The organism is Lysinibacillus capsici, assembly GCF_003367505.1.
Taxonomy (GTDB): domain Bacteria; phylum Bacillota; class Bacilli; order Bacillales_A; family Planococcaceae; genus Lysinibacillus; species Lysinibacillus capsici.
In genome coordinates this window covers 26,188-47,486 of sequence record NZ_PXXX01000020.1, presented here as the reverse complement: position 1 = coordinate 47,486, position 21,299 = coordinate 26,188, and the positions used below count along the sequence as shown (strand labels likewise).

19 protein-coding genes and 1 riboswitch are annotated in these 21,299 nt (G+C 36.6%); of the genes, 10 read left to right on the top strand and 9 right to left on the bottom strand.

Annotation, left to right across the window (positions count from 1 at the left end):
* Positions 1-98 precede the first annotated feature (98 nt).
* Positions 99-329, top strand: a complete 231-nt coding sequence (locus tag C7B89_RS18680) for a MerR family transcriptional regulator (protein WP_004229745.1) — start codon at positions 99-101, stop codon at positions 327-329.
* A 59-nt stretch (positions 330-388) separates the two neighbouring features.
* Here the strand turns inward: C7B89_RS18680 and C7B89_RS18675 are convergent, their stop codons facing one another.
* The 3 genes from C7B89_RS18675 to C7B89_RS18665 form a co-directional block, all read right to left on the bottom strand.
* Positions 389-1,375: a homoserine dehydrogenase gene (locus C7B89_RS18675; RefSeq protein WP_066038433.1), complete on the bottom strand. Its 987-nt coding sequence runs from the start codon at positions 1,373-1,375 to the stop codon at positions 389-391.
* Positions 1,376-1,838: 463 nt separating this feature from the next.
* Entirely contained in the window at positions 1,839-2,222 is a 384-nt protein-coding gene (locus C7B89_RS18670; RefSeq protein ID WP_048393282.1) for a hypothetical protein, read from the bottom strand.
* Positions 2,223-2,552: 330 nt separating this feature from the next.
* Positions 2,553-3,854, bottom strand: coding sequence for an O-acetylhomoserine aminocarboxypropyltransferase/cysteine synthase family protein (locus tag C7B89_RS18665; protein ID WP_048393279.1), 1,302 nt, complete (start codon positions 3,852-3,854; stop codon positions 2,553-2,555).
* A gap of 115 nt (positions 3,855-3,969) precedes the next feature.
* Positions 3,970-4,083, bottom strand: a riboswitch (SAM riboswitch).
* Between the two features lie 155 nt (positions 4,084-4,238).
* Between C7B89_RS18665 and C7B89_RS18660 the strand changes: the two genes are divergently transcribed.
* Positions 4,239-4,871, top strand: a complete 633-nt coding sequence (locus tag C7B89_RS18660; RefSeq protein ID WP_048393278.1) for a glycerol-3-phosphate acyltransferase — start codon at positions 4,239-4,241, stop codon at positions 4,869-4,871.
* A 195-nt stretch (positions 4,872-5,066) separates the two neighbouring features.
* Positions 5,067-6,548, top strand: coding sequence for a DASS family sodium-coupled anion symporter (locus C7B89_RS18655; protein WP_048393276.1), 1,482 nt, complete (start codon positions 5,067-5,069; stop codon positions 6,546-6,548).
* 73 nt (positions 6,549-6,621) lie between these two features.
* Here the strand turns inward: C7B89_RS18655 and C7B89_RS18650 are convergent, their stop codons facing one another.
* Complete coding sequence (locus C7B89_RS18650) at positions 6,622-8,145, bottom strand: succinate CoA transferase (RefSeq protein ID WP_048393275.1); 1,524 nt, start codon at positions 8,143-8,145, stop codon at positions 6,622-6,624.
* A gap of 368 nt (positions 8,146-8,513) precedes the next feature.
* Here C7B89_RS18650 and chrR point away from each other — a divergent pair, with 368 nt between their 5' ends.
* Together chrR and C7B89_RS18640 are read left to right on the top strand one after the other, a co-directional pair.
* A complete protein-coding gene (chrR, locus tag C7B89_RS18645; RefSeq protein WP_048393273.1) occupies positions 8,514-9,245 on the top strand; it encodes a class II chromate reductase ChrR in 732 nt (243 codons plus the stop codon).
* A 204-nt stretch (positions 9,246-9,449) separates the two neighbouring features.
* On the top strand, positions 9,450-9,875 hold the full coding sequence (locus tag C7B89_RS18640) for a hypothetical protein (protein WP_054549068.1): 426 nt from the start codon (positions 9,450-9,452) through the stop codon (positions 9,873-9,875).
* A gap of 41 nt (positions 9,876-9,916) precedes the next feature.
* On the opposite strand, the gene C7B89_RS18635 is transcribed toward C7B89_RS18640, so the two are convergent.
* The gene (locus tag C7B89_RS18635; RefSeq protein WP_115674323.1) at positions 9,917-11,596 is read right to left on the bottom strand and encodes a tripartite tricarboxylate transporter TctB family protein; all 1,680 of its coding nucleotides are present in this window, start codon (positions 11,594-11,596) and stop codon (positions 9,917-9,919) included.
* Between the two features lie 132 nt (positions 11,597-11,728).
* Here C7B89_RS18635 and C7B89_RS18630 point away from each other — a divergent pair, with 132 nt between their 5' ends.
* From C7B89_RS18630 to C7B89_RS18620, 3 genes are all read left to right on the top strand, one after another.
* Positions 11,729-12,379: a lysoplasmalogenase gene (locus C7B89_RS18630; RefSeq protein WP_115674296.1), complete on the top strand. Its 651-nt coding sequence runs from the start codon at positions 11,729-11,731 to the stop codon at positions 12,377-12,379.
* A gap of 90 nt (positions 12,380-12,469) precedes the next feature.
* Positions 12,470-13,699, top strand: coding sequence for a peptidase T (pepT, locus tag C7B89_RS18625; protein WP_115674295.1), 1,230 nt, complete (start codon positions 12,470-12,472; stop codon positions 13,697-13,699).
* 176 nt (positions 13,700-13,875) lie between these two features.
* Positions 13,876-14,838, top strand: coding sequence for a DMT family transporter (locus tag C7B89_RS18620; protein WP_115674294.1), 963 nt, complete (start codon positions 13,876-13,878; stop codon positions 14,836-14,838).
* Between the two features lie 260 nt (positions 14,839-15,098).
* Here the strand turns inward: C7B89_RS18620 and C7B89_RS18615 are convergent, their stop codons facing one another.
* Positions 15,099-15,530 (bottom strand): DUF4395 domain-containing protein, encoded by a 432-nt coding sequence (locus tag C7B89_RS18615; protein ID WP_103117362.1) that lies wholly within the window; start codon positions 15,528-15,530, stop codon positions 15,099-15,101.
* A gap of 119 nt (positions 15,531-15,649) precedes the next feature.
* On the opposite strand from C7B89_RS18615, the gene C7B89_RS18610 reads away from it, so the two are divergent.
* Positions 15,650-16,360, top strand: a complete 711-nt coding sequence (locus C7B89_RS18610) for a Fe-S oxidoreductase (RefSeq protein WP_103117361.1) — start codon at positions 15,650-15,652, stop codon at positions 16,358-16,360.
* Positions 16,361-16,422: 62 nt separating this feature from the next.
* On the opposite strand, the gene C7B89_RS18605 is transcribed toward C7B89_RS18610, so the two are convergent.
* Together C7B89_RS18605 and C7B89_RS18600 are read right to left on the bottom strand one after the other, a co-directional pair.
* Positions 16,423-17,106, bottom strand: a complete 684-nt coding sequence (locus tag C7B89_RS18605; RefSeq protein ID WP_004229769.1) for a hypothetical protein — start codon at positions 17,104-17,106, stop codon at positions 16,423-16,425.
* An 11-nt stretch (positions 17,107-17,117) separates the two neighbouring features.
* Positions 17,118-18,230: a mandelate racemase/muconate lactonizing enzyme family protein gene (locus C7B89_RS18600; RefSeq protein WP_054549063.1), complete on the bottom strand. Its 1,113-nt coding sequence runs from the start codon at positions 18,228-18,230 to the stop codon at positions 17,118-17,120.
* A gap of 80 nt (positions 18,231-18,310) precedes the next feature.
* On the opposite strand from C7B89_RS18600, the gene C7B89_RS18595 reads away from it, so the two are divergent.
* Entirely contained in the window at positions 18,311-19,552 is a 1,242-nt protein-coding gene (locus tag C7B89_RS18595) for a helix-turn-helix domain-containing protein (RefSeq protein ID WP_048393260.1), read from the top strand.
* Between the two features lie 55 nt (positions 19,553-19,607).
* Here the strand turns inward: C7B89_RS18595 and nhaC are convergent, their stop codons facing one another.
* The gene (gene nhaC, locus C7B89_RS18590) at positions 19,608-21,056 is read right to left on the bottom strand and encodes a Na+/H+ antiporter NhaC (protein WP_048393453.1); all 1,449 of its coding nucleotides are present in this window, start codon (positions 21,054-21,056) and stop codon (positions 19,608-19,610) included.
* Positions 21,057-21,299 lie beyond the last annotated feature (243 nt).

The window sequence follows — 21,299 nt, the reverse complement described above, 5'->3', positions numbered from 1 at the left end:
AAATCAAACAATTATCATTTTTACTTTTCTTTTAATTCCAATAGTATGTTTTCTCATGAATGGACGTTATAATAAAAACAGTAAAAGGAGCGAATCGTATGTACAAATCAATTGAAGAGACAGCTATTGATCTTGGTATGCCTGAGGATCAAGTAATGCGTCTAATTTACGAAGGACGCATCCGTTCTGTTTACGATGGCCAACAAATTTTAATCAATAGTGGACAATTCAGCACTTATTTTAAACAATTGGAACGTATAAAAGAGGAAATTGAAATTTGGCGTGCTACTCCTATTCCAGAGGACATAGACGTCAAAGATGAAGACTAAAAGCCCACCATTCATACAATTGAACATTGTTGAATGGCGGGCCTTTTTTAAAGCTTTTATTAGATTGTCACAACAAATCCTGCTCTTTTCCCAATGATTTCAGCATAATCTTCTACCATGACACTCGCTGTTGGATACATCCCTGCTCCAGGACCGATTAATGTTAATGTACCAATATAGTTAGTCTCTAATGCCACCGCATTGAACACATCATCGACTGGATAAAGTGGATGCTCTTTATCAACTAGTTGAGGACCTACTTTTGCAATAATCTTACCGTCAGCTAGTTTTTCCACCTCAGCAACATGGCGGTAACGAAGACCCTTTTCACATGCTTCATGAACCTGTTCAGCAGAGATACTATCGATCCCAATTACCTCTACATCTGACCAGTCAGGCTGCTCACCAAAAGCTAAGGCACTTAATATCATTAATTTTTTAAATGCATCCTGCCCAGATATATCATTATATGGATCTGCTTCGGCATAACCTAAGCCTTGTGCCTCTTTTAAAGCTGTTTCGAACGACCAGCCCTGTGCACGCATTTTTGTTAAAATATAATTACATGTGCCATTTAAGACACCTTGTATACGACTTACATCATTTACAAGTAAGATATTTTTCATTGTTTTTATAACAGGTACGCCACCAGCGGTAGTAGCCTCATAGCCTACAAAAACGCCATTAGCTTTTGCAAGATCCTGCAACTCCAAGCCTCGTTTGGCAAACATCACTTTATTGGCAGTAATAACATGACATTTATGTTCCACCGCTCGCTTTAAATAACTGTATGCAGGTTCTTCGTTCACAATTGCTTCAAACACTACCTGCATACCTGGCTCTGCTAAGACTTCATCCATACTTGTTGTCATTAAATGTGCTGTGCCTGGGACACGTTCACGACTAGCATCTGTCACTAAAATCTTCGCTACCTCTAATTCAATACCTAATTTATTTTTTAGCTCTTCTCGTTTTTCATTTAAAATATGGTAAATCCCCTGACCTACCGTTCCAAATCCTAAAATCGCTGCCTTTATAGTTGCCATTCTTGTTATTCCCTCCAACTTACATTCCGCAGTTTCATTAAAGCTAATTTTCCATGGGGTTGTGTCATGACAATTTGACACCCACCGCAGTCTTTAGCCAACAACTCTCTTTGTATGAGTTTCGCTATTTCTATATGTGTTAGGACACATACAAATTCAAATAATTCAAAATTTAACTTAAAGAAAATTGTAACGCAAATACACGCTTTGCACAAGAAAAATCTTTCTAGGAAGGACATTTGTTTTCTCTAGATGTGCAAAAGAAATCGGTTTCATTCCCTTTATTATACGTTTTATTAATCAATCTATAAGATTTGAACAAATATTGACTATTTACATTTCAATATATGAATGTCTTTCTTCTATTATATATATGTATGCTCAGACACTCATAACAATCCCTTTAAAGAAAAAACTCATTCCCTGTAGCAGCAGAGAATGAGCTTAAAAATATGAGGGGGTTTTAACTTGCTTTTGAAAGCAATTGATAACGATATTGTGCTAAAGCTTGTTGAACAAGACTAATCTCTTCTTCTGTAAAATTTGGTATTGCATACGTACGTTCCACTAATTGAAATGTACCATACTTCAAGTAAAACTCTGTCGCAGGAAGTGAGATATGGCTCACACCGTACTGTTCATATGCCTCAAATACTTCCTTTACAGTAAAGTCCTTTTCAGTAAAAACATGTTCTTGAAATGCTGTATGACCAAATACTTCCTGCCATTTTCTTTCGACTGATGTAAGAAGGTGTTGAATGGATTTATTGTTGACAAATACATGCCCTTCATTTAGCTCATATATTAGATAGGATACAATGTTTTGCGCACTATAGATGTTACCCATTTTAAACACTCCTTTATCATCAGTTTTTGGGAAGAGTAGTCACTGGCTAGGCAACTACTCTTCTATATATTCAAAAGTGGGGGAGCACTTATGAAACATTTACCTTTTAAAAAAAATTTTCGTACTGTTAACTTATTTCCTAGTATATAACATGGATTTAACAAAGTCAATAATACATATAAAATTACTTGGTATTATTTTTTATAAGGTTCTGATAATTAACGGATGCAGTAATAGATTGATGTAGCAACGTTTAACGCATTACCAAATGAGGCTAATCGAATGAGAAAATACGTTAACGTCACAACATCTTACCATTTTCTTTAAACTTTAAGCTTCTACTGTTTGTTCAGTTGTTGTAGCCTGTGTAATGGCTTGATCTAAATCAGCAATAATATCCTCTACTGCCTCTAAACCGATGGATAAGCGAATGAGCGACTCGGTTACACCAGCTTGAACTAATTCGTCTGCTGATAGTTGCTGATGAGTAGTGGAAGCTGGATGAATAATTAATGACTTTGCATCACCTACATTTGCTACATGTGAAAATAATTTCACGCTATCAATAAGCTTTCGCCCAGCTTCTCGTCCACCCTTTATGCCAAATGTAAGCACTGAACCGAAGCCATTTCTTAAATATTTTTTTGCTAACTCATGTGTCGGAAAATCTTCTAGGCCATTATAATTTACATACTCCACAAATGGGTGGTTTTGTAAATACTCAGCCACTGCCAATGCATTTTCGTTGTGTTTAGGGATACGCAGATGAAGCGTTTCTAACCCTTGCAATAAATTAAAAGCAGCATCAGCACTTAATGTTGGACCAAAATCACGTAATAATTGTACACGTAGCTTTGTAGCAAAGGCAGCAGAAGCTGTATCAATTCCATAACGTAGACCATGGTAAGAGGCATCTGGTTCAGTAAAACCAGGGAATCGACCGCTAGTCCAATCAAACTTACCAGCGTCTACAACAACGCCCCCTAAAGTTGTACCATGACCTCCTATCCATTTAGTTGCTGAATGAACTACAACATCTGCGCCGTATTCAATAGGTGTAGAACCGTAAGGAGAAGCGAACGTGCTGTCAATAATTAATGGTAGACCATTATCATGTGCAATTTTAGCTACTGCCTCAATATCTAAAACCTTTAAACTTGGATTACCATAAACCTCTGCAAAAACAGCTTTTGTTTTATCAGTAATCGCTGCTTTGAAATTCTCTGGGTTTGTTTCATCTACAAAAATTGTTTTAATACCATAGTTTGGTAATGTGTTAGCGAATAAATTATACGTACCACCATATAAAGAACTAGCTGCTACTATCTCATCACCAGCTCCAGCTAGATTTAAAATGGAAAATGCGATAGCTGCTGCACCAGATGAAAGTGCTACTGCTGCTGTTCCACCTTCCAATAAAGCCACACGTTTTTCAAACACATCAACTGTTGGATTGGTAATTCGTGTGTAAATGTTCCCTGCTTCCTCTAAGGCAAAAAGACGTTGCGCATGAGCAGTGTCTTTAAATACGAAAGCAGTTGAGCGATAGACTGGAACTGTGCGAGATCCCGTCACTGGGTCTGGCTCTTGACCACCATGCAACAGCAATGTTTCTGGTTTAAAATTTGTCATTGTGTACCTCCAAATGGTTATTTTTTTACGATGGTACCGGAGATGAGGAGGATTTTCTGTAGAAAACAAAAACCCTCTTCAGCTAAGAAGAGGGTTGCGGTTGCAAGTTTTCCTCCCCTTATCTGCCAGATCCAAGTAAGAATCTGTAGGAATTAGCACCTTAGTAAGCTCATTGCTTACTGGTTGCCGGGCATCATAGGGCCTATCCCTCCGCCGCTCTTGATAAGAGTATGAGATTCAATTTCCATCGTTGTTACACAGTATAAACATAGAGTTTTTTTCTGTCAACATGTAAATTTTATTTTTTCCGAAACTTCTGTCTGCTCTTATACGTAATATGAACGCATACACTATTTTAGAAAAAATTTTGAGAGGAGTATTTTTATGGTAAAGGCCGTGATCATTTTTCTTATGATTGGCTATATAATAGGCTGTATTCACGGCTCTAAAGTGGCTCAATTTTTATCGGGGGTTGATTTAAAAAAGGCTGGCCACGGTAATGCTGGTGCCTCTAATGCTACTCTTTCCCTTGGCTGGAAGTATGGCGTTTTAGTAGCCCTCATCGATATAGGCAAAGGCGTTGTCGCTATTATAGGTGCACATTTTTATCTAGCGGACGCCATTCATTTAACAGAAGAACAAATTTGGCTGCTTACTTATATTATGGCTGCTGGGGTTATTTTAGGTCATAATTTCCCCTTCTACATGGGCTTCAACGGCGGGAAAGGAACGGCCTCCATCATTGGTATTTTACTTGCTGTTGATTGGAAGATTGGTTTATTTGCACTTATTTTATTTGTTATTTTATCCTTTGCAACAAATTATTTAATTGTAGGTGTTCTAGAATTTTATCTCGTGTTTTGTACAGCAACTTATTTATGGATTCCTGGCATTGGCCCAACCATTATAGCTCTTCTTCTTTTTGGCATAGCCATCATCCTACACCTCGAAAATATTAAACGATTAGTCAATGGAACAGAGCCTAAAGTAACATCTGCCTTTAAGAAAAAGAAATAATATTTAATGGATATTTTTGTATTTTTTGTGACCGTATTTTTTCTCTTTATCTACTCATATTGCTGTAAAAAACACCATTTTCACATAGATTTTTTTCTACAATAAAATAGACATATTCTTATCTCAATAAAACATTATACAGGCCGATGTTATGGATAATAATCGTCATTTTTATCGTAGAAAGGATGAGAAAATATGTCTTCACCAAAGCAAGCAGCTACAAAACTTAATTTAAAGCCACTATGGATTGGCTTGGCATTCGCGTTACTAATCATTATTACCTTCTTACCTAACAATGGTGATTTACCTATAGCTGGGCAACGAGCTTTAGCCATTTTAGCTTTTGCAGTCATCCTTTGGGTTACAGAGGCCGTTTCATATCCTGTGAGCTCGGCCATGATCATTGCACTAGTAACTGTTTTACTAGGACTCGCTCCGTCAATGGATAATCCAACTACAGAGCTAGGAACAGCTAGCGCATTAAAATTATCTTTAAGTGGCTTTAGTAATTCTGCCGTTGCTTTAGTAGCAGCAGCTCTTTTTCTAGCGGCAGCAATGCAAATTACTAATCTACATAAACGACTTGCACTTTGGATTCTTTCACTGGTAGGAACGAAAACAAAAGCTATCGTATTTGGCGCTATTTTAGTGTCTATCGTCCTCGCATTTTTTGTACCTTCTGCTACAGCACGAGCTGGCGCGGTAGTACCGATATTGCTTGGAATGGTGGCAGCATTTGGTTTACCACGTGATAGTCGGCTTGCTGCCTTATTAGTTATTACTTCGGTACAAGCCGTTTCCATTTGGAATATTGGTATTAAAACTGCAGCAGCTCAAAATATGGTGGCTTTAAACTTTATCCAAGAGCAATTTAATGTGGATATTTCATGGGGTGCTTGGCTACTTTATGCAGCCCCCTTCTCAATTATTATGTCGATCTTTTTATTTTTCATTATGATTGCTTTAATTAAACCTGAGACTAGCAATATCGAAGGTGGTAAAGAGGTCATCAAAAAACAGCTTGCAGAGCTTGGCCCATTAAAGGCTCCTGAAATTCGTTTAATCATTACATCCGTAGTTTTACTATTTTTCTGGGCAACTGAAGGGAAGCTACATCCATTTGATACGACAACAGTCACAATTATTGCTATCGCGATTCTATTAATGCCTAAAATCGGTGTGTATTCATGGAAGGAAGTTGAGCCTCATATTCCATGGGGGACAATTATCGTCTTTGCGGTAGGCATTATGTTAGGAACCATTTTACTAAATACGCAAGGTGCTGCATGGTTATCAGATAAAGTTTTTGGTTCACTTGGGCTAGATACTATGCCTTTACTAGCAACCATCGCACTCGTAACTTTATTTAACATTTTGATTCATTTAGGTTTTGCAAGCGCAACTAGCTTAGCCTCAGCACTTATACCTGTGTTTATCGTTTTAGCCTCCACATTAACGGCTAATGTTGATCAAGTTGGTTTTGTTATTGTGCAACAATTCGTCATAAGCTTTGGCTTCCTGTTACCAATTAGTGCACCACAAAACATGCTTGCCTATGGTACAGGCTCCTTTACAACAAAGGATTTCTTGAAATCTGGAATTCCCTTAACCATTATCGGTTTCCTTCTCGTACTTTTGTTCTCTGCAACTTATTGGAAATGGATTGGATTATTATAGAACTTTCATTAAATTAAAACGTAAAAGCCTTGAAGAAACAGACTATCTGTCCTTCAAGGCTTTTAAGATAAGACTATTGTTTCGTAAAAGCAGGGTCCTTCATCGTACCGTTTTTCGCATAGTTAACGTGCCATGATAGTGCTTTTTCTAGGTCATGTGGTGTGTGATGTCCACCCGTTGCCTCATTGGCATCATTAAAGTACTGCCACAGCTGCTCCCTATAATCAGGATGTGCACAATTATCAATGATAAGTCCCACTCGTTCTTTTGGAGCAAGTCCTCGTAAATCTGCTACGCCCTGTTCAGTTACAATGACATCAACATCATGCTCCGTATGATCCACATGTGAGACCATTGGGACAATACTCGAAATATCTCCACCCTTAGCATAAGACTTTGTTACAAAAATTCCTAAACGTGCATTACGAGCAAAGTCACCAGACCCTCCGATACCATTCATCATCTTTGTACCAGAAACATGTGTGGAATTCACATTGCCGTAAATATCTAATTCCAATGCCGTATTCACTGAAATTAATCCGAGTCGACGAATAATTTCAGGCTGATTTGAAATTTCTTGAGGGCGCAACACTAATTTATCAGCATATTTTTCAAAATTCCCATAAACACGGTTTCCTACTTGCTCAGAAAGGGTAATAGAAGTAGCAGATGCAAAATTCACTTTCCCTGCATCCATTAATTCAAATACTGCATCTTGGAGAACTTCTGAATAAACTTCTAAGTTCTCAAACTCAGAGTCTTTAAAGCCTAGCAATACAGCATTTGCTACTGAACCTACCCCAGATTGAATCGGACGCAAACTTGTTGTTAAGCGACCTACTTTAATCTCTTCACGTAGGAAATTTAATAAGTGATTAGCCATAACATCTGTCTCTTCATCTGCAGGGACAATCGTTGATGGCGCATCTAATATATCCGAAATGACGATGCCTTTTACTTTATCTAAATCTAGTGGAATTCCAATTATACCAAGACGATCAGAGACATTCTGTAAAGGAATTGGATCACGTTTTCCTTGTTGTGCAGGTACATAAATATCATGTATACCTTCTAATGCATCAAGCTGTGCTACGTTTAATTCAATGATGACTTGGTCTGCTTCTTGCACAAAAATGGGAGAGTTACCAACTGAAGTTGTAGGAATTAATAAGCCTTCTTCTGTAATAGCAGCCGCTTCAATGATCGCAAAATCAATTGGTCCAATAATGCCTTGACGAACAAGCTCAGCATTATGGGAAAGATGGGCATCGACAAATGTGATATCACCGCTATTGATTTTATTACGAATGCCAGCATCTGCTTGGAAAGGACCGCGCTTACGTATGACCCCTGCTTCTGCTAAATATTGGTCTACCTCAGGTCCAAGTGATGCACCCGTAAAGACATCTACTTGAAAATCCTCTTTTTTTGCTTTCTCTACAAGTGCAAGAGGTACAACCTTTACATCACCAGCACGTGTGAATCCACTCATCCCTAATACCATGCCATCCTTAATCCAAGAAGCTGCTTCTTCTGCTGTTACAACCTTGCTTCGTAATTGTTCATGACGAAGCTTTTTCGCTAACTTTTCTTCCATTCCCTATTCCTCCATTCCACTTTATTTTTGTTCAACTTGCATATTTGGTTCCAGTAAATCTGTGACATCCGTCAGAGAATGTATCTTTATTCCAGGAGGATTTCATTACCTAATAGCTAATGCTGTCTAAACATTTGTGAATAAAGATCATGTAATTTTTTGGTAGCACAACCAAATAAACAGTCGCTTCTATAATTTTATACTATTTAGAATATTTAATCTATATCAAATGAAATATTTTACTTTACGAGATAATTTCGTCATTTATAAATTATTTATAAATAACTTTTTGTTCCTCATTATTCGATTTTGCTAGAAAAGCGTGCTATGCTCAAGGTATAGAACAGACACAAAGGAGAGAGTTTTTAATGGTTAAAGAACTATTACGTAGCCATTCCTCGGTACGCATCTATGATGGAGAACCGATTTCAAAAGAAATCATTGAAGATTTAATTGGAACAGCACAAATGGCTGCAACATCACATTTTGTGCAAGCCTATAGTGTAATATGGGTAACAGATGCAGATAAAAAGGAAAAATTAGGCTTACTCTCTGGTAATCCACGTCAATATGAAACTTCAGGTGGGGCATTTGTTTTTTGCGTAGATTTCAAGCGACTTCAAATGGCTGGGAAACTAGAAGGAGTGGATATTGTAGCTGATTCAGCTGAAAATGTCCTTGTCGGGGTAGCAGATGTATCATTGTTTGCACAGAATTTTGTTATTGCCGCAGAGTCAATGGGTTATGGCATTTGCTATATTGGAGGTGTACGCAATAAACCTTCTGAAATCAGTGAATTATTTAATCTGCCTGACCATGTTTTCCCATTATTCGGGCTAACAATCGGCGTTCCTGCACGTCGCAATGAGGTAAAACCTCGTTTACCTGTATCTGCTGTATTACATGAAAATGAATACAATGTTGAAAAATATGAAGAACTTTTACCAGCCTACAACGAGGAAATGGAAATATATTATAACAGCCGTTCGTCTAACAGAAAAATTGATAACTGGACAAAACAGATGGCTGATTTTTTAATTGAACAACGACGTCCGCATATCAAAGAGTTTTTAGCAACTAAAGGGTTTAATTGGAAATAAATTAATGAAAATGGAGTTACTATCGTATGATAATAATTCCATTTTTTACATAAAAATATTACCTATATATATTCAATCTAGGGATATTGCCACAATTACTTCTATAAATCTAACCTTAAATTAAACGAAAAGACTCTTTCCTTTTCCAGCTATTCCATTCATATTAATAAATGATACCTATTAAAGAAAGGAGTTATAGAATCAATGTCCAATATCAATAAACATCTTGCTCGCACCTTAGAACAACAGCATAAGAGAAGTGTAAGAGGTTTATTCTTAAAAATTGAAGACTTAAATAATGAATGCACCCAATTAAGAAAAAGACTCGAGCCACATATTGATTTGAATGTATATAAAAAACCCATTGATTATGTCAATCAGTTCGTTTCTCACACTACTATACTCAATTTAAAATTCGTTACGAATACACAGAATTTAGAAGTAGTTGTCTTGCATGCTCTTTTATTATCCTATATTTTAGAAAACACTCAAAGCCATGCTTTTGAATATGAAGATAAATTGTTACAGGGGTATATACAAGAAATCTTTACACTAAATGATCATGCAAAAAGACTATTTATGAACCATAGAGAAAAGATGCTTACCTATGTTCAAGGGCAAGCTACATAAAAAAGACGATCTTCGTAATAAAAAGATCGTCTTTTGTTCTTTTATTGTAGTCCTCTAATTATAAGAGAGCGAACTGGTAGGAACTGCTCTCCTGTATCTCCATAAGTGAGTATTACCTCATCACCCTCCTGTAAATAAATTGCTAAAGGTTCTGTTTCGGCACTCACTAAATAATTTTCACCATTGTTTAATAAGAAAGATACAGTTGTAAAATCGCCTAGACGTTCTTTATAAACACGTAATACCTTACCACTTATTTGTTTTTCCTCAGCACTTGAGCTACCATCTACAGTATTTCCTCCTCGACTTAAGGCTGTTTTATATAATTTCAATGCCTCCTTAGGAGTAGTAGCGTAAACGGAAATTTCAGGATTGGCTGCAGAAACAATAAAATAGTTTTGTAAGAAACCATTGGAATCTAGCACCGCTGTCAGCCAGCTCGCTTCTCCATAAAAGTTATACAACACTGGCATTTCGCCATTCCACTTTTTCTCAATAAATTTCTTCTCTATTATTTGTAAATTACCTTGTGAATCCATATAACTTGAGTCTTGATTCCCTGTATAGTATGTTGCATCCCCTGTTCGTGCGTTTGTTAGTGAATAGCCTAACATTGAATCTACACCTTCTTTAGGACTTGTAAAATCTGTAAAGTAATACATATCACCCTTCTCATCGAAAATCGGGCTAACATTCGATTCTGTTCCTTCATCAGAAGGAATCTTTACATCCTTTTTACCAAACATACTATTCCAAAAACCATGTACATAATTACCGAAATAACTGTTTTGTAAACTTACTGTCTCTGGTGATACAGCACCATCAATAAATTCAGGTATTTGATCCAGTTTAATGACCTCTGATTTCCCCGTCAGCGCATCAACCAAGACAATTCCTTTTACATCAAAGCCATTACGCGCAGAAATAAATTCCCCATATGAGCGAATATAGTATGGCTTTCCTTCATCATCTACTTCCAGCTGTACGTCACCATAAAAAATAAGGAATGGGTGTTGTAAACGAATATGACGTTCTAAATTAGCATTTAAATATGCGGAAGGTACATATTTCATTTCCTCTTTTATAAATTTAGGATTATCCGCAGAATCTGTAGCACTCATTATGAAGTAACCAGGTGTTGTACCACCGTTCATCCATTTAAAGAATCCAGAAAATTCAACTGGTGCGATATAAACATATTCGCCCTTCACTTTTTGAATTTGTAAGCGTCCTAATTCATAGTAGCTCGTATTTGGCACTTGACCGAAAGCCTTTTTCATTTTATTGCGAGCAAATTTCGGTGGTACACTTGCAGGTGTTTGTGTCTCATCGAATGGTTTTATTTCAACTTCTTCCTTCATTTCGGATGACTGAAATTTTTCATTAGCATTCCATAAAGGTGCTGATAAAACATACACAGCTACACCTAGACTTGCTAAAAATAAAACACCTTTTATTTTCCTTTCGATACCACTTGCTAGCAGAGCACCCACTAACGTTAATAAAATAATAGCAGGCCAAAAAACAAGCCAATTTACATCAATTTTTGTTACATATAACGTAATCCCTGTGGCTAAAAACCCTAGTACAAAGACTCCAATAAAAAAGTATCCTATTACCTTTTTCGATTGTCCATCTTCTCGCTTCTTCGTAATAAGCGGTGTCACTAGCACACTTGCGATCAATGCAATGACTGCTGAAGCTATCAGTAGCTTAGTCATTTGGTTCATCCTCTCTTCTTCTTTCTCACTACTTACTTTACGGTTACATACTAAAAAAGTTTCATACATACGTTGTACAGAAAGGAATTCTACCATAAATATTGAATTTCAAAAGGAAAGGAGCTGAAAAATTTGTTAAAAAAATTATTAATCAGTGTCATTATTTTATTGGGTCTTTATTATATTTTTCTCTTTTCCCATATTGCTGAAAGTTTAAAACTCATCTTTAAAGTGATTCCTATGTTGCTCATCATTATTTTAGCTGCGATTCAGAAGCCATTACATATTAAAAAATACCAATTTTTGATTATTGCTGGGCTTGTATTCTGCATGATTGGAGACTATACATTGCAGTGGTTTTTAATCGGTCTAACTAGCTTTCTTATCGGGCATATATTTTATATTTTTGCTTTCACTACTGCAAATGAGCGGCATGTACCAACTTGGGCTAAAATACTATTATTACTCTATGGAGCAAGTATGGCTATATGGATTGCGGGATCTGTCTTTAAAACAGGTGAAACCATACTTGGTATTGCAGTAATCGCCTACATTTCTGTGATACTCACAATGGGATGGACAGCTATTAAAACTGGATCTACTCTGGCAACAAGTGGTGCAATATTATTTATTGCATCTGATTCTTATTTAGCTATTAACAAATTTGTCATGCCACTAGCATTTTCTCATGAAATTATCATGCTGACTTATTATAGCGCCCAATTACTTATTGCTTTAAGTATCCTTCAATATTCCGAAATCCGAAGTAAAGTGTTACAATAATATCGATTATGCCAAGACATAATTGCGCCTGGAATCGGCTTTGTAAAAGCACAAAGAATTTTAACATATATACATTAGGAGGCCATACTTATGAAAGAACAAGTAATTGAGCGATTAATACGCTATGCAAAAATTGATACACAATCAGACTTCACAAGCGAAACAACTCCTTCTACACAAAAGCAATTTGACTTATTACATGTTTTAAAAGACGAACTTGCCGAAATTGGTTTAACAGACATTACATTAGATGAAAATGGCTATTTATTTGCCTCATTAGAAGCTAATACAGAAAAAGAAGTACCAACTATCGGCTTTTTAGCCCATGTTGATACAGCTACTGACTATACAGGCACAAATGTGAAGCCACAGCGTGTAGATAATTATGATGGTGGAGATATTCAGTTAAACGAAAACTTAGTTATGTCTCCGACTGACTTCCCAGAGCTTAAAAACTATGTAGGCCAAACACTTATTACAACAGATGGTACTACTTTATTAGGCGCTGATGATAAGGCAGGGATTGCTGAAATTATGACGGCAATGGAGTACCTCATTAAAAATCCTACTATTAAGCATGGTAAAATCCGTCTAGCCTTCACGCCAGATGAAGAAATCGGTCGTGGACCACATAAATTTGATGTCGCCGCTTTCGGTGCAGACTATGCCTATACTATGGATGGTGGACCACTTGGCGAACTACAATTCGAGAGCTTCAATGCCGCTGGCGTAAAAGTAATTACAAAAGGCACTAGCGTCCATCCTGGTTCAGCAAAAAATAAAATGGTGAATGCTATTACAATGGCTATTGCCTTCCAAAATGAAATGCCTGCTGACGCAGTTCCTGAAAAGACAGAAGGTTATGAAGGTTTCATTCATTTAATGAGCTTTAAAGGGGCTCTTGAGCATACTGAGCTATCTTATATCGTGCGTGACCATGATCGCCAAAAGTTTGAAGAGAAAAAACAATTAATGCGTGATGCTGCAGCTAAAATTCAAGCACAATTTGGTGAGCATGCACTGAGTATTACCATTGAAGATCAATACTACAATATGGGTGAAAAAATTGAGCCTGTAAAAGAAATTGTTGACATTGCACGTACTGCAATGGAAAAATTAGATATTACACCGAATACCCTGCCAATTCGTGGCGGTACAGATGGCTCACAATTATCTTATATGGGCCTACCGACACCAAATATTTTCGCTGGTGGCGAAAACATGCATGGCAAATTCGAATATGTATCCGCTGAAACAATGGAAAAAGCAACTCAAGTTATCATAGAAATCGTTCAGCTTTTTGAACAGCAAGCAAAATAATAGTTTTAATTTTGAGTGAGCTTATTTCTATACGCATTTACCTAAGGAATCATGAAAAATTTTCATAGCTACGAAGAGGGGTTTTTCCTCTCTTCGTAATTTTTTCAGCCATAATTACTGAATTTTCAAATTACATAAAGGGTTTGAGGTTATAAACTCAAATTGAGGTGATGTTTATGAAAGAAATTGCATTAGGTATTTTAGCTTCCCTTTTCTTTGCCGTGACATTTATTTTAAATCACGCAATGGAAATGCAAGGTGGTAGTTGGCTATGGAGTGCATCATTACGCTATTTTTTTATGCTCCCTTTCTTGCTTATCATTGTCTTTTATCGTAAGGGCTTTTCACAGCTTTCTGGTGAAATAAAAGCACAGCCTATAGCATGGCTACTTTGGAGCTTTGTTGGATTTGTTTTATTTTACGCGCCATTAACATTTGCTGCTGCTTTTGGTCCAGGTTGGTTGGTTTCAGGTACATGGCAGTTTACAATCGTTGCTGGTGTATTATTAGCTCCTCTTTTTGTATCGATCATTGCTGGTAAAACAGTGCGACAAAAAATACCTTTCATATCCTTGCTTATTTCATGCGTCATTTTAGTAGGTATTTTGCTTATACAAATACCTCATGCACAATCAGTATCGTTTAGAAGTTTAATGCTTGGTATTTTACCTGTCATCGTTGCAGCTTTTGCTTATCCTCTCGGCAATCGTAAAATGATGGAAGTTTGTGGGGGCCGAATCGATACTTTTCAGCGGGTGTTAGGAATGACCATTGCTTCAATGCCAGCATGGATCATCATAGCTATTTATGCCGTTCTTACAGTAGGACTTCCCTCAGCAAGTCAAATGTTTCAATCATTGCTTATTGGAATTAGCTCAGGCGTTATAGCAACAGTTTTATTTTTCATAGCAACAGATCGCGTAAGAGACCATCAAGGCAAGCTAGCTGCTGTGGAAGCAACTCAATCAACAGAAATTCTTTTCGTTATTATAGGTGAGGTATTACTATTAGGAATTGCCTTCCCTAGCCCTATTGCACTTGCAGGTCTCGGAGTTATCATTGTTGGTATGCTATTACATAGTTACTATACAATGATTATCGGGAAAAAGAATGCTGTGCAACAAAACCCAACTTCTTAACAGTCCATTTTATGGGCTGTTTTTTTACAAAAAAAAGACGACTCTATTCTAAATTTAGAATAAGTCGTCTGAGATTTTCACGTTCCCAAAAAATGAGGGGGGTTTTAGGAGCGTAATCATGAACTAGCAAACTTCTGGAGAAAAGTAGCTAAAGTTCATCCTCTCTACACTGTATTGTAGACGAGGAATAATCTTTATACGATAATGATAATCATTATCAATTAAAATGTCAATCATAATCTTATAATTTTTTTACTTTTTCAAAAAGATTTTTTTAATGAGCGTCGGTACTGCCATTGCTTCAACTGAAAATGTAAAAAACAGCCTATACAAAAGCCTGCTATTGCGATGGCCGATGCAATTGCAACCAGGCCAGTAAAGATATGACCAACAACCTGCCAATGTAACAGATAACCTAATAAACCAGCTGCTAAACAAAGGCTAGCAATACTTGAATTAAATTTTTGCTGCTGAGCATCCTCTGGTATATATGTAGATGGAGCCTTTGTTAAAAAGAGCTTCCCTACACGAAGTATCGGGTTAAAGTTGCATAAAATACCTAGTAAATTTGCAGCTAGTGGAATTACTAATATCCAGGTAATTCCTGTTAACCATGATAAAATGACACTCAGAAGAATAGTCCACTGGTTCAGTCTAACAAGTGGTCTTGGAATTGTAAGAAGTTGCGACACCCTAAAACCCACCTTTCTGATATGTTTAATGTATTTTACTACATGATATTCCATTTGTGAAGCAAAAATGATTACTTTATAATGAAGTTAACAGATGTTCAAAGGAAAAGAGGATAACTATGCCAGCTTTAACAATGGATCAAGTTCAACAATTAAACTCGTACAGTATTTATACAACTGAACCTAAGCGGACTTTATTTACTTTAGCTGATATACATAAAGACTTTTACCATCCTGATTTTTTAAACCTTATGATGGGTATAACAGATGCAGCAACAGAAACAGCAGCTATTTCTCACTTTGCACGCCGTTATGGGATGTTTTTTGCTATGCAATTTTATATGCTTGCCGCTTATGACGAAGTATGGGATGGTAAGCCACTTGAATTGCGTTTTGATGCTGCAAAGGAATTTAATAGCTTTACTGTTGCCATGTTTGCCAATCCAAATGATTGGCGCTACGTTGATGAAGATGAACGCCAAGCTGTTATTGAGAAAATTCTTTACGATGGCCATGTCATTGTCCAACAGCTTCGTAAAGTAACCTCCATCTCCCCCCTTACCATTTGGGAAAATTTCTTCGGCTATTTGCTATGGCATTATCATATATTATTATCTAATCCTGGCTTAGCCGATCAAGCCATGGAGGATGTTGAGGCTTTAGAGGACCCAAAAACATGGGCACGCTTCTCCAATAAATCTTGGTGGGCACAATATACAGGTGGTCTTAGCCCGACTAATTTAGTCAACGTTCCTGTAAGAAAATCATGCTGTTTTTCTAAAGATATCCCTGGTTTAATGGCTTGTGGTTTTTGCCCAATGAAAAAATAATAGAGCCTTTTAAAAAAAGCCTTACCCTCCACAAATTCATGTGAAAGGTAAGGCTTTGTGCTTTATTTTTCGTATACTACAAACCAATCGTTGTTTTCTTCAAACATAGACGTGCCAAGGAAACCTTGTTTTAAAAGTTGCTGTTGCGCAGTTGTGTCTCCCATCGATATCACTTGTTTTTCAGTAAAGTTCGGGGACATCTCTTGTCGTAAGTCTTTATAAAAAATATAACGAAGCTTATCTACATATTTAATTTTTAATCCTTTAATAACGAGGTCTTGCGAGAATTTATCCTTTAAGCTCGGAATATTATATGGCTTTACAGTGGAGCAAACATAATCGTATTTTTCTAAATCGATATTTTCCATCACTACTGTAGCTAATGTCTTCTGTAATCCGTAACCTCGATATTTTGGTGAAACATTCGATATTTCCTGATATAAAACACGTTGAAATTCGTTTTCTGCAATCCCACAATCATAGCCAAGGTGTTCTTCATCAATTGGCGGGTTTAACAGTGCACGAAAGGCGATTAATTCTTCCCCTACATAAGCACCTATCATCATTCCATGACCATTTAAAATATACTCAAATTCCTCTGTGCTTAAGGGTTGGAGGATACTTTGGTCTGCTAAAGCTTCATAAACCTCAACTTGTAGCTCTTCAATTTGTTGTAAATGTTGGAGTGTTAATTTTATAACAAAAAACGGTGTCTCACCAAGCATACCATCATAGATAATTTCCATATTACGCCTCCTTAGGCTGTGACAACAGTTGAAAACTTACATAATTCCTGGATGACAGCTTCATCTACATCTACCCCTAATCCGGGTTTTTCATTTAAGCAAATAAATGGCACATCATAATGTAAGTTCCCAACATCCTTTGAGAATTTTAATGGACCCGTTAGTTCTACACTAGTCATAATCTTCTTAGAAAATGCTACATGGAAGCCTGCAGCAGAACCAACTGACGACTCTACCATGGAACCAACTTGACATTCAATTCCTGCCATTTCCGCCATAACAGCAAGCTTCATAGCAGGATAGATGCCACCACACTTCATTAATTTAATATTTACTTTATCTGCTGCACGCTTGGCTATAATTTCACGCATTTCACGTACGCCTCGTAGTCCTTCATCAATCATTAATGTTACATCAGACTTTGATTTAATTTCCACCATTCCATCAATGTCTTCGCTATCGACAGGTTGCTCTAGCCAATCGATATTTAAATCTTTCATAGCACGTAAACCTTGTAAAGTAGTGGCTGCATTACCCCAACCTTGATTTACATCCACTCGAATAGCAATGTCTTCGCCTACTCGCTCACGTACCGCTTTTATACGGGCTACATCACGAAGTACCTCTGTACCTACCTTCATTTTAAAAGAGCGATAGCCCAATTCTACTCGATTAGCTGCCTCTTCTGCCATTGCTTCAGGTGTTCCAATGCTTAGTACATGTGTGATTGGGAATTTTTCATGATAACGTCCACCTAAAAGTTGGTATACAGGCACCCCTAAGGCTTTTCCAGCAATATCGAAGCAAGCAATATCGATCGCTGCTTTTGCTGCTGGTACATCTTTCACAACTTTATTCATTTTATCGTGTAGTTTTTCAAAGGCCATTGGACTTTCCCCAATAATAGCTGGGACAAGCTGATGTTTTAGTACAGCATATGTACTTTCCCATGATTCACCTGTTACATGTTCATCAGGAACAGCTTCACCATACCCTACCACACCTGTATCGGTAGTTACTTTTAAAATAATGGAAGGCATTGTATCATATGTAGCATAACTAATGATGAATGGATCAATTAGCGGTAAATGTATAGCAAAAATTTCTACTTGTTTAATTTTCATCTTAATCAGTCTCCTCCGTCGTTAAAGTTGTCGCTAATACGTCGCTAAATGTTTAAAAAAATAGAAAAGGAGTGATGTCCATGTCTACCAAAATAGCGATTATATGTTCAAAAGCATTTATGAAACGTATTATTAGTATCGCACAAAACATAACCGATATTCAATTAGAATTTTATCTTTACAGCCACCCCTCTGAAGCGCCTACTTTAATGAAGCAAATAAAACCATGTGATGCAATATTATTCGGAGGAACGTTACCTTATCTACACACTCAATCATTACTTTCAGAAGTTCCAATACCTTGGAATTATATTAAGCAAGATGAAACAACCATTTCTACAACATTATTATCATTAGTAGCCAAACATGCTGTAGCTATCGACAGGATATCCATTGATGTAATGAATCCTGCATTCGTTGATAATGTTTTAGCAGAAATAGAATTTCATGGTCAAAAGCCACATGTTCAGCATATTTCGATTACTGAGCCAACTGAGAATATTTTAAAACGCCATATCGCCCTGTGGAATTCAAAAAGTATTGATTTTGTCATTACCAGTATTCATAGTGTATTTGATGAATTACAAGCACTTCAAATACCGTCAATGCGTATGTTAGATGCTACAAAATCTATTATTCAATGCCTTGAAGAAACAAAATCAAAATCACTATTAACCAAGTCAGAAGCTTTCAAGGCTGTAGTGGGTCTCTTAGAAATCCCTAAAAATACTTCCATTGAATCAACTGTTTTAAGTCAAATTGCGAAAGCTACCTTTTCAACTTTTAAGCAAATTTCAACGCATTCCTTTGAGCTATACACAACTGCTGGACATCTTCAAAATGCTCTCGAAAAGGAAAACTTAGAGCAGCTCATACAGCAAGTTGAACAACCTTTTAAGCTAGCATTTGGCTATGGCTATTCCATTTTGGAGGCCACACAAAATGCTCAGCATGCTTTAACATTTACTAAACCTTTTGAGATTTATATTCTTGATGAACATAAAAACTTATTAGGGCCTTTCCCTAATACAGAAGGTAAAATTTCTTTAAAAACCGATGATCCTTATGTTTTACAAATGGCTAAGCTTACAAGTTTAAGTCCATTAAATATTTCTAAAATAATCAATTTTAGTAACGAACGACAGTCAGCTCAATTTACATCTCAAAATCTTTCTGAATACCTCCAAGTAACACGACGTACTACAGAGCGTATTATTAAAAAATTAGTTGATAATGGCTATGTAAATATTGTTGGTGAAGAAATGACCCATCAACAAGGACGTCCTCGTAAAATTTATCAATTGAATTTTGCAACTTACTAAACTGCCTCATAAAAGAATTCTCGTAGATACACATGAATCTACGAGAATTTTTATTTTAGTCAACCATTACCAAATTATCCGTATTTTCAGCTTCTTGCGCCTTTTTACGCTTCTCAGCTTCTGCTATTTCTTCTGGCGTTAATTTAACAATAGCAAATCCAATATATCCATAGATAATAGAAATAATCGGTACAGTAAAGTTAAGAATTGCATAAGGTGCATATTCCATTGCACTTACACCTAAAGTAGCTAAAATAAACACACCACAAGTATTCCAAGGGAAGAAAACAGATGTTAATGTTCCCCCATCCTCTAATGCACGAGAGAGGTTTTTAGAATGTAAACCACGTTGTTGATAGACACCCGCGAACATACGTGAAGGAACAACAATTGAGATATATTGCTCAGAACATGTTGCGTTGGTTGTTACACAAGCTGCAATCGTTGAAGCAATAAGACTTCCTGTAGATTTAGCAAACTTCACAATTACATTCATCAATGCCTTTAACATTCCTGAATACTCTAAAATACCACCAAATGTCATCGCTACAATCGTCATTGAAACCGTATTCATCATCGAGTCTAGACCACCACGGTTAAATAAATCATCCACCATGTGATTACCTGTTGAGATTTCAAAGCCTGCCTGTAATGCTTGTACAGCACTTGCAGCTGAACCACCTTGTACAAAAATCTGTAGTAAGAAACCTGAAACAATCCCTATAATTAAAGCTGGAATTGCTGGTACTTTCTTAGCTACTAATACAATAACTCCCACAGGAACAAGTAATAGTAAAGGAGAAATAACGAAGCTTTCTTCCATCACTTTTAAAGTTGTTAATATTTCTTCAGATTGCATTGAAACTTCTGCAAATTTTCTACCCATGAATCCAAAAACAACAAGTGAAATAATCAACGCTGGAATCGTTGTATAAAGCATATGCTTAATATGTGCAAACAGATCTGTACCAGTTAATCCTGCTGCTAGATTTGTTGTATCTGATAATGGTGACATCTTATCTCCAAAGTATGAACCCGAAATAACAGCACCAGCAATCATTGCCGCTGGAATACCCATACTTAAACCAATACCCATACCCGCGACACCAATTGTAGCCATTGTAGACCATGAACTACCAATAGCTAATGACACAATTGAACATAACAACATGATTGTCACAAGGAACCACGCTGGAGAAATTAACTTTAGACCGTAGAAAATCATTGTTGCTACGACACCGCCGCCAATCCATGCCCCAATTGTCAAACCTACTAAAATAATAATAACAATGGCAGGTAATGCCAGACGTATCCCTTTATACATCATCTCTTCAATTTCTGCCCATTTATATCCATGCATTTTGGCAACAATTGCTGCAACAGTTGTGCCAACAAGAAGAGGTACGTGAGGACTTTGCTCTAAAACAACTACTGTAATCAACATAGTAATAATCATAATTGCAAAAGTTAGTAGTGCCCAGCCCGCATTAATATCCTTTTTCATTTTTCCATCCCCTTTTTTTGCACCAAATCCCTTTTCGGTTTTTTCAAGACGCAAATAATTTTTTACGTTTTTTAGCTTAATATTCAAAAAATTAAAAGTCAACGCAAAAAATTTATGCTTCCCTAGCAAATCCCTTTATTTTAGCGTAATAAAACGCTTTCAAGTAGCAATAAAAAACAATGCAAACCCTTGAATATCCATGCATCATTAAAAATGTTCATGCAAAAAAGCTATATGAAAAAA